At 70.5% G+C, this 12,751-nt stretch carries 13 protein-coding genes; 7 read left to right on the top strand and 6 right to left on the bottom strand.

Annotated elements, in window-relative coordinates:
* Nucleotides 1–115: 115 nt before the first annotated feature.
* The 5 genes from DRB96_RS14910 (at nt 116) to DRB96_RS14890 (ending at nt 5,666) form a co-directional block, all read left to right on the top strand.
* Complete coding sequence (locus DRB96_RS14910; protein ID WP_112448909.1) at nt 116–1,324, top strand: amidohydrolase family protein; 1,209 nt, start codon at nt 116–118, stop codon at nt 1,322–1,324.
* Nucleotides 1,325–1,329: 5 nt separating this feature from the next.
* On the top strand, nt 1,330–2,493 hold the full coding sequence (locus DRB96_RS14905; RefSeq protein ID WP_112448908.1) for an acyl-CoA dehydrogenase: 1,164 nt from the start codon (nt 1,330–1,332) through the stop codon (nt 2,491–2,493).
* A 7-nt stretch (nt 2,494–2,500) separates the two neighbouring features.
* Nucleotides 2,501–3,448 (top strand): acyl-CoA dehydrogenase family protein, encoded by a 948-nt coding sequence (locus DRB96_RS14900; protein WP_112448907.1) that lies wholly within the window; start codon nt 2,501–2,503, stop codon nt 3,446–3,448.
* Nucleotides 3,449–3,838: 390 nt separating this feature from the next.
* Entirely contained in the window at nt 3,839–4,396 is a 558-nt protein-coding gene (locus tag DRB96_RS14895) for an ATP-binding protein (protein WP_239516072.1), read from the top strand.
* 331 nt (nt 4,397–4,727) lie between these two features.
* Nucleotides 4,728–5,666: a phosphotransferase gene (locus tag DRB96_RS14890; RefSeq protein ID WP_112448906.1), complete on the top strand. Its 939-nt coding sequence runs from the start codon at nt 4,728–4,730 to the stop codon at nt 5,664–5,666.
* Nucleotides 5,667–5,671: 5 nt separating this feature from the next.
* Here the strand turns inward: DRB96_RS14890 and DRB96_RS14885 are convergent, their stop codons facing one another.
* The 5 genes from DRB96_RS14885 to DRB96_RS14865 form a co-directional block, all read right to left on the bottom strand.
* The gene (locus DRB96_RS14885; RefSeq protein ID WP_112448905.1) at nt 5,672–6,454 is read right to left on the bottom strand and encodes a phytanoyl-CoA dioxygenase family protein; all 783 of its coding nucleotides are present in this window, start codon (nt 6,452–6,454) and stop codon (nt 5,672–5,674) included.
* A 2-nt stretch (nt 6,455–6,456) separates the two neighbouring features.
* The gene (locus DRB96_RS14880; RefSeq protein ID WP_112448904.1) at nt 6,457–7,038 is read right to left on the bottom strand and encodes a hypothetical protein; all 582 of its coding nucleotides are present in this window, start codon (nt 7,036–7,038) and stop codon (nt 6,457–6,459) included.
* A gap of 76 nt (nt 7,039–7,114) precedes the next feature.
* Nucleotides 7,115–7,294: a hypothetical protein gene (locus DRB96_RS14875; protein ID WP_112448903.1), complete on the bottom strand. Its 180-nt coding sequence runs from the start codon at nt 7,292–7,294 to the stop codon at nt 7,115–7,117.
* 298 nt (nt 7,295–7,592) lie between these two features.
* Nucleotides 7,593–7,793, bottom strand: coding sequence for a DUF397 domain-containing protein (locus DRB96_RS14870; protein WP_112448902.1), 201 nt, complete (start codon nt 7,791–7,793; stop codon nt 7,593–7,595).
* Nucleotides 7,794–7,803: 10 nt separating this feature from the next.
* A complete protein-coding gene (locus tag DRB96_RS14865) occupies nt 7,804–8,652 on the bottom strand; it encodes a helix-turn-helix transcriptional regulator (protein WP_112448901.1) in 849 nt (282 codons plus the stop codon).
* A 189-nt stretch (nt 8,653–8,841) separates the two neighbouring features.
* Between DRB96_RS14865 and DRB96_RS14860 the strand changes: the two genes are divergently transcribed.
* Both DRB96_RS14860 and DRB96_RS45925 read left to right on the top strand, forming a co-directional pair.
* Nucleotides 8,842–9,297, top strand: coding sequence for an ATP-binding protein (locus DRB96_RS14860; protein ID WP_112448900.1), 456 nt, complete (start codon nt 8,842–8,844; stop codon nt 9,295–9,297).
* Nucleotides 9,298–9,482: 185 nt separating this feature from the next.
* Nucleotides 9,483–11,621: a hypothetical protein gene (locus DRB96_RS45925; protein ID WP_112448899.1), complete on the top strand. Its 2,139-nt coding sequence runs from the start codon at nt 9,483–9,485 to the stop codon at nt 11,619–11,621.
* 110 nt (nt 11,622–11,731) lie between these two features.
* Here DRB96_RS45925 and DRB96_RS14850 read toward each other — a convergent pair whose 3' ends face one another.
* The gene (locus DRB96_RS14850; protein ID WP_112448898.1) at nt 11,732–12,658 is read right to left on the bottom strand and encodes a cyclase family protein; all 927 of its coding nucleotides are present in this window, start codon (nt 12,656–12,658) and stop codon (nt 11,732–11,734) included.
* Between the last annotated feature and the right edge of the window lie 93 nt (nt 12,659–12,751).

Below are 12,751 nucleotides of genomic sequence, written 5' to 3'. Positions count from 1 at the left end.
AGAGCGCGGACGCTTGTCGGTCCAGGGGTGGGGGGCTAGCTTGGTTCCAGATTTCTGACGCACCATCAGATTTGGCGTGTCGGATCAGGTCCAACGGATTCAGCGAGGGGACACCATGGAACTGCCTCGGATCATCAGCGTGGACGACCACGTCATCGAGCCCGCCCACCTCTTCGACGTGTGGCTGCCGGCCAAGTACCGCGACCGCGGCCCCAAGGCCCTCACCGCCGGCATCGGCGAGCTCGCCTACACCGGCGGCAAGTACGTCATCACCATGGACCCCGACGGCCCGCCGACCGACTGGTGGATCTACGAGGACCTGAAGTTCCCGTACAAGCGCAACATCGCCGCCGTCGGCTTCGACCGCGACGACATGACCCTGGAGGGCATCACCCGCGAGGAGATGCGGCGCGGCTGCTGGGACCCCAAGGCCCGCCTGCTCGACATGGACCTCAACCACGTCGAGGCCTCCCTGTGCTTCCCGACCTTCCCGCGCTTCTGCGGGCAGACCTTCGCCGAGGCGCACGACAAGGAGGTCGCCCTGGCCTGCGTGCGCGCCTACAACGACTGGATGGTCGAGGAGTGGTGCGGCGACAGCGGCGGCCGCCTCATCCCGCTGTGCATCATCCCGCTCTGGGACATCGACCTGGCCGTCGTGGAGATCCGCCGCAACGCCGCCCGCGGGGTCCGCGCCGTGACCTTCTCCGAGATCCCCACCCACCTGGGCCTGCCGTCCATCCACTCCGGCTACTGGGACCCCTTCTTCGCCGTCTGCCAGGAGACCGGCACCGTCGTCAACATGCACATCGGCTCCAGCTCCCAGATGCCCGCCGCCTCCCCCGACGCACCGCCCGCCGTCCAGGCCGCCCTCAGCTTCAACAACGCCATGGCCTCGATGATGGACTTCCTCTTCAGCGGCGTCCTGGTCAAGTTCCCCACGCTGAAACTGGCCTACAGCGAGGGCCAGATGGGCTGGATCCCGTACGCCCTGGAGCGCGCCGACGACGTCTGGCAGGAGCACCGCGCCTGGGGCGGCGTCAAGGACCTGATCCCCGAGCCGCCCTCCACCTACTACTACCGGCAGATGTTCTGCTGCTTCTTCCGCGACAAGCACGGCATCGCCTCGCTCGACGTCGTCGGACGCGACAACGCCACCTTCGAGACCGACTACCCGCACGTCGACTCGACCTTCCCGCACACCAAGGAGGTCGCCCTCGACCACGTCAAGGGACTGGACGAGGAGACCGTCTACAAGCTGATGCGCGGCAACGCCATCCGCATGCTCGGCCTCGATTTCGACAAGGACCGGCGGACGGGCAGGTAGGCGCGGTGGACCTCACCCACACCGAGGAGGAGCAGGAATTCAGGGCCCGGCTGCGCGCCTGGCTCGCCGAGGTGCTCCCCCAGCTGCCGCCCCGGCCCTCGCCCGACGACTGGCCCGGCCGGCGCACCTACGACGCGGGCTGGCAGCGCCTGCTGTACGACGCGGGGTACGCCGGCCTGCACTGGCCGGTCGACGCGGGCGGCCGCGGGGCCACCCCCACCCAGCACCTGATCTTCCTGGAGGAGACGGAGCGCGCGGGAGCCCCGTACGTCGGCGCGAACTTCGTCGGGCTGTTGCACGCGGGCCCGACCGTCGCCGCCGAGGGCACCGCCGAGCAGCGGGCGCGCTGGCTGCCGCCCGTACTGCGCGGCGACGAGATGTGGTGCCAGGGCTTCAGCGAGCCGGACGCCGGCTCCGACCTGGCCTCGCTGCGCACCCGCGCCGTCCGCGACGGCGACGAGTACGTGATCACCGGGTCGAAGATCTGGACCTCGCACGCGGAGGTCGCGGACTGGTGCGAGCTGCTGGTGCGCACACGGCCCGTCAGCGAGGACGTCCCCAAGCACCGGGGGATCTCCTGGCTCGCCATGCCCATGGACGCGCCGGGGGTGACCGTGCGGCCGCTGCGCACGCTCGCCGGGTCCACCGAGTTCGCCGAGATGTTCCTCGACGAGGTGCGGGTCCCGGTCGCCAACCGGGTCGGCGCGGAGAACGACGGCTGGCGGGTCACGATGGTGACCCTGTCCTTCGAGCGCGGCACCGCCTTCGTGGGCGAGGTCGTCGCCTGCCGGCGCACCCTGGGCGAACTGGCGCGCACCGCCAAGGCGAACGGCCGCTGGGACGACCCGGTCCTGCGCCGCCGGCTGGGTCGGCTGTACGGGGAGTTCGGCGCCCTGTGGCGGCTCACGCAGTGGAACGTCAGCGAGTCCGAGCGCTCCGGAGGGGTCCCCGGCATCGGCGGCAGCGTCTTCAAGCTGGCGTACTCGCACGCGCGCCAGGAGCTGTACGACACCGCCGCCGAGGTGCTGGGGGCCGAGTCCCTGTCCCTGGAGGAGGAATGGACCCTGGACCGCCTCTCCTCGCTCTCGTACACCATCGCGGCGGGCACCTCGCAGATCCAGCAGAACATCGTCGCCGAGCGGATCCTCGGCCTTCCGAAGGGCAGGTGAGCGTTCCGTGGACTTCCAGCCGACGCAGGACCAGCGGGACCTGCGGGCAGGCGTACGGGACCTCCTGGAGGGGCGGTACGGGCGCGAGGAACTGCGCGCCTCGGTGGACCGGGCGGCGCGGACCGGCCGGTCCGTGGACCGGTCGCTGTGGCGGGAGCTCGGCGCGGCCGGGTTCTTCGCGCTGCGCCTCCCGGAGAAGGAGGGCGGGGTCGGACTCGGTCTGCCGGAGGCGGTCCTCGTCTTCGAGGAGGCCGGGCGGGCGCTCCTGCCGGGACCGCTGGTCGCCACCCACCTGGCCGCCGGGGCCGTCGCCGGGGCCGCGGAGGGCGAGGCGGTGGTGACGGCCCTCGACCTGGACGGGGCGCTGGTGGCCCACCTCGGCGAGTCGGACGCGGTGCTCGGGCTCCCCGGCCTCCCGGCCGGGGAGCCGGTCCGCTCGGCGGATCCGCTGACACCGCTGGCACGGGTCAGCCTGCCGCGGGACCCACGGGCGGACGCCGCCCGCGCCGGCTTCCGCGACGAGGGGGCCCTGCTGACGGCGGCCCTCCAACTCGGCAGCGCGCTGCGCACGGTGGAGCTGGCGGTCCGGTACGCGGGCGAGCGCGAGCAGTTCGGGCAGCCGATCGGGGGGTTCCAGGCGGTCAAGCACCTGTGCGCGCAGATGCTGGTGCGGGCCGAGGTGGCCCGTACGGCGGTCTACGCGGCCGCGGTGACGGGCGACGCGGGCGAGGCGGCCGCGGCCAAGCTGCTGGCCGACGCGGCGGCCGTGCGCAACGCGCGGGACTGCCTGCAGGTGCACGGCGGGATGGGCTTCACCTGGGAGGCGGACGTACACCTGCACCTGAAGCGGGCGTGGGTGCGGGCGGAGCAGTGGCGCACGGCGGCGCAGGCGGAGGAGGTGCTGGCGGCGGAGCTGCTCGCGGAGGCACTGCTCGCGGAGGCGACGCCGGGGTAGCCCGGTGGGGAAGCCGGGCGGGGAAGCCCGGCGGGGAAGCCGGCGCGTAAGGGCTCGTCCGTGCGCTCGCTCGCTGTGACGGATGGGCACGGGAGGGACGGCGCGGGACGCGTGTCCGATTACGGAGAGTTGATATCGGTTTGTGTCCTTCGCCCGACCCTTTGCGGCCCGGAGACGGGGGACCGCTCCGGTACGCTCCCGGGAATGCAGGCGGTTGAGCGGCGCGGGCGCCGCACAGTATGCACCACGCTTACTCCTTCACGCTGGAATATGCCCGAAGCGCTTGTTGTGGTGACTGTATGTCAACCATGCTGCTCCCCAAGGGGGTCACGCTCGGTGACCCCGTCCTGTCGCGAGGCGAAGTGTCCGCCGGTTCGGATGGTGTGAGCGGTGCAGGTGCTTCAGGTGCAGCTGGAGGTAGGTCCGGACCCCGCCGAGGTCGGCCGGGCCCGGCGGTGGGCCCGCTCGCGGCTGGCCTGGTCCGGCATAGAGGATGACGAGCCGCTCGCCGAGACGCTGATCCTGCTGATCTCCGAGCTGGTCACCAACGCCGTGGTGCACACCGGCTGTCCGGCCGTACTGCGCATGCTGTTCGGGGAGCCCGGGGTCCGCGTCGAGGTCGCCGACGCGAGCGGCCGGGCGCCGGCCCGGCGCCAGGCCGCCGGGGACGACACGGGCGGCCGCGGCCTGGAGCTGGTGGACGGGCTGGCGGACCGCTGGGGCTGGCAGCCCGAGGGCGCCGGGAAGCGGATCTGGTGCGAGGTCGACCGCGCGGAGAAGGCGGCGGCGGACCTGGCGTCCCAGGGGCCGCGGGACCGGACCCCGGCCGAGGCCCCGGACCGGGCTCCGGCGCACACCCCGGCGGGGCTCCCGACCCGCCCCCCGATGCACGCCGCGAACCACGACCCGATCCACAACTCGATCCGGGAACCGCACGTGTACCTCTAACGAGGTGTTGACGGTTCGTCAATGAGTGATCACCCTTGTCCTGAGCGATTCGTCGCGAGGGGACGCCAAGGGTCCTGCCTTGACGAGTGCGGGTCGTGGGGTGGCGGCTGCCGTGCCGCGCTCGGGGCGTGCATGCGCGCACGCCGCCACCCGCAGAACTTCTCCTTCTGACGCGCCTCTCGCACGGCTCTGCCCTGGCGGGCCTCCCCGGCTTCGCGTCGCTGCGTCGGACTCCGTCCGCCGATGCCTGTAGCCGCCGCCTCAGGGCCGCTCAGCCCGCTAACCTGCCGAGCACGTCCTTTGCCCGGAAGCCAGTTCCAGGGGGTACACCATGGCCGCAACTTCCGTCCGGCCCGAGTGGGCGTCCCTTCCCCCCGAGGCACGTGCCTATGTGGAATTCCGGTTGGGCTCCACCGTAGGCGGGTCCATTTCGTGCACCGGCGGGTTCACCCCAGGCGTGGCGTCCCGGCTGCTCCTGGACGACGGACGGCGTGTGTTCCTCAAAGGGATGCACGGTGAACACCCGTTCGCCCCGCAGTACGCGGACGAGATCGCCGTGACCTCGGTCCTCCCGGACGGTGTGGGACCGCGTGTTCTTTGGTGGGCCACGCCGGCCGACAGTGCGGGATGGTGGTGGTTGTGCCTTGAGGACATCCCCGGAAGAGTGCCGGTGCTGTCCCCGGATTCGGCGGACACGGGGATGGCGCTGGCCGCCGTCGAGCAGGCTGGGAAGCTCCTCACTCCTTCGCCGCTGGACGCCGCACGCCCCATCACAGAGCTGGTCGGCCGGTGGCTCACCGGTTGGTCAACCCTGGCCTCGGAAACCCCGGATGATCTGGACCCGTGGGCGGCCGAGCACCTCAATGCCCTTGCCGGGATCGAGGAGAACTGGCAGCAGGCCGCAACGGGGAGCACGCTCCTGCATTGGGATCTGCGACCGGACAACATGCTGCGGCGTGAAGGCGGGTCGGTCGTCATCGTCGACTGGTCCTATCCGAACCAGGGTGCGGCCTGGCTCGACCCGGCGGTTCTGGTGCCTTACCTGATCATGGACGGCCACTCGCCCACTGAGGCCGAGGCCGCGGTGATCCATCTTCCGCAGCCTGACGATCCCGATGTGCTCACCGCGTTCGCCGCCGGGATCGGCGGGTACTGGGAGAAGTCCTCGCGTCGGCCGAATCCGCCAGGTGTTCCGTTCCTTCGTGCCCACCAAGTCCGGGCCGCCGAGGCGGCACGCACGTGGTTGCGGCACCGGACCGGGTGGGCGTGACCGGTTCAGCCGTAGGGACCCTTCCCGTGCCGGCCGAGGAGCCGGGCGAGCCGGGCGGGGGCCCCTTCAAGGAGGCCGGCTGGAAGCCGGTAGTCGGGGAAGGGGTAGAAGCGCTGGCTGATGAACCGTCGACCGTATGCCGTGGTCAGCAGGTACCGGGTGCGGTCGGACCGGTTCGGTGCCCCGCGGTGCCAGGTCTGGCTGTTGACCAGGTAGGCGTCGCCGGCGCGAGCGAACAGTGACGTAGGCGTTCCTGGAAGGCTGGGGCTGTAGGGCGGGCGCTGGCCGGACAGGTGACTCCCGGCGATCACCTGTGTCGGTCCGTGCAGGTCGGTCTCGATGTCGGTGAGCGCGACCATGACGTTCAGGGTGAAACAGGGGATGCTGGCGCCGGCTGCACCGGTCGGGATGTCATCGAGGAAAGGGAAGAATAGGACGTCGTCGACGTGCCAGTTGATGATTCCCTTGCCGGGCGGGATGCGCAGTGCGTTCTGGGCGATCATGTGGCAGTCCGGGCCGAGGATCATTTCGACCAGGTCGGCGACGGGTTCCAGCTCGATCACGTCGCGGAACGCCCGGTTGAACTCGAACACGCGCATCAGGCTCACGTCGCCGCGTACGAGGTCGAGCTCGGGTGGGGCGGCATGCACCCGTGGATCCTGGTAGCGCTGCTCTGTCATGATCCGCAGGTGGTCGGCGGCATTCGCGGTGATGAAGGACGGCAGGACAGCGAATCCGTCCCTGTGGAACATGGCAGCGATGTCCTTGAGGTCGTGCGACCCGTTCACGGCTACGGGTTGTTGACCGCAGGGATGTCGGCGTAGTCCTCCTCCAGGACCACCGGGGCCATGTGCTCGGCGCCCACCCAGACACGCCGGCCGAAGTCCTCGTACTGCTCGGTGTTGAGGATGAACGAGTGCCAGACCATGTCGACGGGGCCGGAGGGCGCGTCGTGGTCCTTCGGGTAGAGCATCGTCAGCGCGACGTACTGGCGGAACTCCTCGATCAGCGGGATGGCGTACTTCGTGAAGAAGTAATCGCGGAACTCGATGGCTTTCTCGTCCGCGACGCCTTCGAATTCACCCCTGGAGCGGTTGAACACGAGCCACTGCTTTATGACCTCAGCCGCCCAGTGACGACAGTGATTGTCCCACTGGCCGAACCACAGCAGCAGCGGGAGAACCTGCTCGTTGTCGAATAGGCGGCCGTCACGGAGGAGCCTGCGCGGGCTCATGCCCAGCAACAGGAACCCCATGTCGTACTCCTCCAGCATGCGCAGTCGCTTCCGGAGGTCATCGTCCATTCCCGGGCAAGCCGCGAGGCATTTGTTGAGGAGGGCCCCCGGTTCGGCCACGAGCTTGATCTTGTCCACGTGCCACCTGCTTTCCTCAGAGATCGGGCGGCGTGAGACACCCGGTCTCAGCTCGACTTGTGACGTGAGGTTCTTGCTACGCGGCGGACCCGACCGGCGGCGTGACGCTGTAGCAGTCGGAGCAGGTCTCCTCGCCGGAGGGCCAGTGCTTGTCGCTGCGGGCCCCGAAAACGTCGGCCATGCGCTGCTTGGTCTGGTGGTAGATCGGCGCGTAGCCCTCGGCGGTGATTTCGTTGGAAGGGACGTGACCTCGCATGCTTCGACTCCTGTCGGGTCGTCTTTCGTGGCAGCTGCTGAGTCCCTGGCGATCCCCCCGGGTTGTGACGAGCCTTGAGGAGGGGGCGAGGCGCGAACTCTGCCAAACCGGCTTCAAAATGGGCAGAGCTGTGTTACTGCCTGCGTGATCCGGCGGACCACTTCACTTTTGGTGACGTACAGCGACGTTGGCGTTACATCGTCGGCCGTCGCAATGGTGTGACGTCCCAAAGTTGTACCGACATATGCCGAACGCCCCTCACCGGGGAGATGAGGGGCGCCTGAGGGTCTGTGGGGTATCAGATCAGGTGGTCGAACTCGCCTGCCTTGACTCCGAGGATGAACGCGCGCAATTTCTCCACCGTCGTGGTGACGATCACGTCCGGGGCGTCGCTCTCCCGCATCTTGATCGCGCCTGCGACAGGCGCCAGCTCGACGCAGCTTTGATTGTCGTCCGGCCCCGAGAATGAGGACTTCTGCCACTTGATTCCGTCGGTCATGCGCCTTGACTCACACTTCCTGAGCGATGCGGTGAATGTGTTCTCTCGACTCATCCGTTCCGAGTGAGATCGAATCGATGGACTCGAGCAATCCTCGGTACTTGGCGAGCTGAGCCTCTGCGTCCAGGAAGCCGCTGTCGAAAGCGCTGTCGATCTGGACGGTGTCGAGTGCCGGGATGGCGCCCCCTGCGTAGAGCACGGAATGCACCGAGCCCGTGATCTGCCGGTCGAAGGGGATGATGCGGACGGTGACCGAGGGCCAGTGCGACACCTCGGTCAGGAACTTGAGCTGCTCCCGCATGGTTTCCGCGTCGCAGTACCTCATTCGAAGCGCTGCCTCGTGGATGAAGGCCTCGAAAGGGGTAGGACGGGGGCGGTCGAAGATGATCCGGCGCCTCGTGCGGTGCTCGACGCGCGTGTTCAGCTCCGCTGCCGGGAGATCGGACATGCCGCTACGGATCAGACTCCGGGCGTAGGAGTCGGTTTGGAGCTGGCCGGGAACGTAAAGCATCTGGATCACGCGGATGTACGTGGCGTGGAATTCGAGCTCGGCCACGTCGAGGAATCCTGGCGAGAGAACGCCCCGGTACTCGTCCCACCAGCCCTTGCCGCGCTCCTCCGCCATGCTCGCGAGCGCGTTGACGAGGTGCTTGTCCGTTGCTGAGTAATGGGCGGCGAGGCGGCGGACTCGTTCGTCGCTGACTCCGTAACGGCCCGATTCGATGTGGCTGATCTGGGCGCGCTCGCCACCCAAGTATGCGGCTGCGGTGGCGCCGTTCATGCCGGCCCTCTCGCGCAGCTTGCGCAGCTCCGCACCCAAGCGCCTCTGACGGGCGGTCGGATAGCTCCTCGGCGGCATGACCCCTCCCTCTCTTCCGGGTACGAGTGTGCCGCCCGGCCTGGCCCGGGTCCACTCGTTCGGATGTTCCGACCGTCCCACTGTTGCGCCGTCCCAATGTTGCGCCCTACGTTTCGACCGGCCTGAAGTGCAGCCGCCTGAACCGTCGTTGATCGTGACGATGGCGGCCAGGGACACGGGCTTGGGTCTGTGCCGCATCGTCTGCGTTGGGAGATCATCGCGATGAATACGAGTGCCTTAGCCTCCGAGGGGCGAACGCCCGAGTCGGGGCTCACCTACCGGATGCTCGCGCCGAGCCGGGCGGACACGCCCAGGATTGTCCGCGACTGGGTGGTTTCGATCCTGTGTAGCGCCGGGCGTCCGCAGCTTGCGGAGCGGGCGCGGCTGTGCGCGTCGGAGGTCGTGACCAATGCGCATCGGCATACGGATACGCAGGAGATTGTCGTCGAGGTGGCGTTGCTCGGTGAGCGAGTAACGGTCTACGTATACGACAACGAGCCCGAGCGTCGGCCGCCTGGCGGCAACGCTGGAACGATGGACACATGCGGGCGTGGGCTCATGCTCGTTGGGGCCTATGCCGATGACCGGGCGGTGACGGCGCAGGGGGAGTGCTCGAAGGCTGTGTGGTTCAGCTTCGTCGGCTGACTGTCCTCCGGGAACGGCACGTGGACCTCGATCGATGCGTTGACGGTTCGACAAGCAGTGATCACCCTTGTCGTGAGCGATTTGGCGCCGGACGCCAAGGATCGCGGGTTCTGCGGGCGCCTGCGTGTGCGCACGGCCCACCGGGGGTGGCGGGTTCACGGGGTGACGGGGTGGGGATGACGGGCTTGTCGACAGACGCGCTGGATGCGCTGGACGCGGTGGCGTGGGGACGGTTCGAGTCGCCGTCCGAGGAGTACCCGGTCAGCAAGGTTCCCCGCGCGCTGCGGCGGCTCGCGCGGGCGGACGCGAGCGCGAGTGCGAGGGACGCCGACCGGTTCGTGCTGGACAACTGCCTCGCCCTGTGGAGCGGCGAGGTGACTCCCGCGGCGACCGCCGCGCTGCCGTTCGTGATGGCGCTCGCCGGGGATCCGGGCGTGGGGGAGCGGGTCGCTCTCCTGGAGATGCTGGTGATCCTGGTCGGGACGGCGGCGCGGGCCGAGCCGGCCCGGGTCGCCGGGGAGTGGCCCGAGGCGTGGCTGCGCCACCGGGGAGCGGTCCGGGCGCTGCTCGCGGACACGGACCCCGAGGTGCGGCGGGAGGCCCTTCCCCTGGCGGACGGGATCGAGCTCCTGCTGGAGCGGTGGACGGCCGAGACGGACCCGGCGGTACGCCTCCCGGTGCTGCTCGCGCTGGGCGAGGCGGCGGCGGCCGAGGCCTTGGCGACCGCGGCGGCGGCCGGGGCGGCTGCGCCCGGCGGCGGCGCCGGGGACACCACCGGGGCGGCCGGGCACGGCACCGGGTCCGCGGAGGGCGTCACCGGGGCCGCGGGAGCCGGGCTCCGGGCCGTGGAGCGGGTGCGGGCGGTGCTGGCCGGCGTACTGCGGGACGGCAGCCCGGTCATGAAGGTCGCGGCCGTGTGGTCCTGGGCGCACCTGGACCCGGATGTGCCGCTCCACCACTCGGAGCTGCTGCTGGAGATCCTCTCCGACCCCGCCACGGGGCCGGAGTTCGAGGCGGCCTGGCGGGTGCCGGGCGTCGAGTTCGCCCACTCCCGCGAGGACATCGTCCGCCAAGTGGCAGACCTGTTCGGCCACGCCCCCGGAGCGGCCGCTTCGTTCGCGGCCCGGCTGGCGGCCGGCGCGGGCCGCAGCGGGGACGCCGCGCTGTGCCGGGCCGCGCTGCACGCGGCGTGGCGGCTGCTGGTGCTCCGGCCGTCGGTGGCGCCCGTGCTGCTGCCCGTGGCGGGCGGGCTGTTGGGGGATCCGGACGACGCGGTGCGGCTCAAGGCGGCGCACCTCCTCGCGGTGCTCGGTCCGCCGGCGGCCCCGTACGCCGACCGGCTCGCCGCACTCGTGGACGACCGGGGCGAGGACACCGTCGACTACATCGAGGGGACCGTCGGCGTCTACGCCCGCTGGGCGCTGGCCCGGATCGGCGACCCGCGCGCGCTCCCGGGGCTCGTCGCGCGGCTCCACGAGCCCTATCGGGAGGAGTACGGCCGCGGCTGGTTCGGGGGCGATCCCCGGCTCCCGGACATCGACGAGGTACTGACGCCGCTGCGGGCGTACGCGGACGTCCTGCTGCCCTCCCTCCGGGAGTCGATGCGCTACGAGGCCGGGCGCGGCAGCGGCGCGGTGGCGGGCATGCTCCTGCGGGTCCTGGAGGCGTGGGGGCCGGACGCGCTGCCGGCGCTGCCGGAGGTCGTGGCGCTGCTGGAGGGCGAGGGCCACTCCGCCACGGCCGCCGACGTGATCGCGGCGATGGGGCCGTCCGCCGCGTCCGCCGCGGACGCCTTGCGCGCGGCGGCGGTCCACGCCAACCCGATGAAGCGCCGGAACGTGGCAATGGCCCTGTGGCGCACGGGGGGCGACAGCGCGCCGGCGCTGCGGCTGATCGGCGACGAGGTACTGGCCGGCGCGGCCCCGTACTTCGGGCCGGTCCACCTGCTGGCCGGCTTCGGCCCCGCGGCCGCGCCGTACGCCGACCGGGTCCGATGCGCCCTGGAGAACGGCCCGGACTGGTGCCGGATCCAGGCCGCGGTCACCCTGTGGGCGATCACGGGCGAGCCCGAGCCGAGCGCGTCGGTCCTGGAGGAGTACGTCCTGCCGATGGCCGACGGCGGCGACGGCTACGGCTCCCTCGTCCACGCGCTGCGCGGACTGGCCCGCATCGGCACGCTCAGCCCGCCGGCGCGCGCCGCGTTGCGGCAGGTGGAGGGGGCCGACCGGCGCCTGTCGACGTACGGGGACCAGCGGGCGTTCCTCGAGGACGAGGCGCTCCGCGCCCTCATCGGGGAGGTGCTCGCCCTCCCCGATGAGGGGTGAGCTCCTGCGCGAGAGCGGCGCGCAGGAGCCGGTGGAAACGGTATCGGTGCAGGTGGGAGGGTGTGACGCCCGGTCAGAGGAGGGCGTCGGGGGCGGCGTCGGAGGTGGTGTCAGAGGATGGCGACCGGGGCCACCGGGGTGCCCACCGCGCCGACGAAGGGCTCCGGCATGGCGGAGAGCAGGAAGGCGTAGCGGTTTTCCTCTGCACAGGCTGTGGACAACTTTTCGAGGTTCCAGTTCTGGCCCTGGTGCATGCCCATGTCGACCAGGTCCAGCGCGTGCACCGGCAGCCACAGGTTGTCGATCTCCGGCGGGAAGATCTCGAAGGTCAGGGTGTCGTTGGCGACGGCCGCTACGTCCCGGGCGTGGAACCACTCGGGGGTGCGGACGGACAGGCCGGGTGACGGGTAGCCGTAGCCGTGCTTGTCGCCCGCCAGGTAGACCTGGACCTGTCCGGTGCGCACGAGCACGATGTCGCCCGCGCGGACGGTGACGCCCCCGAACTCCTCCGCCTCCTGCAGGTCCCCCGGGGTCACCGCGTGGCCGCCGGGGAGCCGGTCCAGGCCCTTGGCGCGGGCCACGTCCAGCAGGACGCCGCGCGAGACGATGTGCCCGGCCTTGTCGATGCCGCTGAACTCGGCGCGGCCGTGCGCCGTGATGGTGCCGGCCGGGCGGCCGTTGTAGATCTTCCCCGAGTGCGAGACGTGGGTGAGCGCGTCCCAGTGGGTTCCGGCCTGGAGGCCGAAGGTCACCGCGTCGTCGCTGCAGGCCACCGTGCCGGGGCCGAAGATCTCCTGGTTGATCTGCACCATCGTGTGCAGCGGGTTGATCCGGCCGGGGATCATGCCGGCCTGTACGCCGTCCTCCTTCAGCGGCAGGGCGAGCGGGATGCGGCGTCCGGTGCGGATCTCCGCGGCGGCGGCCCGCACGACCTCGTCGGTGATGAGGTTCAGGGTGCCGATCTCGTCATCGGCGCCCCAGCGGCCCCAGTTGTTGACGCGCTTGGCGATGTCGTGGAACTCGGCGGGCAGGCCCATGGATCTCATCAGCTCCTCGTGGCGGAAACGAACTGGGGCTTGTGCTGGCACATCTGACTGCCCATAGAATCTAACGGTCCGTCAGAAATCGCG

Source organism: Streptomyces sp. ICC1 (assembly GCF_003287935.1).
Lineage (GTDB): Bacteria > Actinomycetota > Actinomycetes > Streptomycetales > Streptomycetaceae > Streptomyces > Streptomyces tritrimontium.
The sequence above is the reverse complement of the archived record's forward strand: the minus strand, read 5'-3'. Positions and strand labels throughout refer to the sequence as shown.

Bases quoted from the DNA above. Each gene is read 5' to 3' on its own strand.
- DRB96_RS14850 (WP_112448898.1), bottom strand. From the start codon at position 12,658: ATGGGCCTGCCCGCCGAGTTCCACGACATCGCCAAGCGCGTCAACAAC.
- DRB96_RS14890 (WP_112448906.1), top strand. From the start codon at position 4,728: ATGGCCGCAACTTCCGTCCGGCCCGAGTGGGCGTCCCTTCCCCCCGAG.
- DRB96_RS14865 (WP_112448901.1), bottom strand. From the start codon at position 8,652: ATGCCGCCGAGGAGCTATCCGACCGCCCGTCAGAGGCGCTTGGGTGCG.
- DRB96_RS14875 (WP_112448903.1), bottom strand. From the start codon at position 7,294: ATGCGAGGTCACGTCCCTTCCAACGAAATCACCGCCGAGGGCTACGCG.
- DRB96_RS14910 (WP_112448909.1), top strand. From the start codon at position 116: ATGGAACTGCCTCGGATCATCAGCGTGGACGACCACGTCATCGAGCCC.
- DRB96_RS14870 (WP_112448902.1), bottom strand. From the start codon at position 7,793: ATGACCGACGGAATCAAGTGGCAGAAGTCCTCATTCTCGGGGCCGGAC.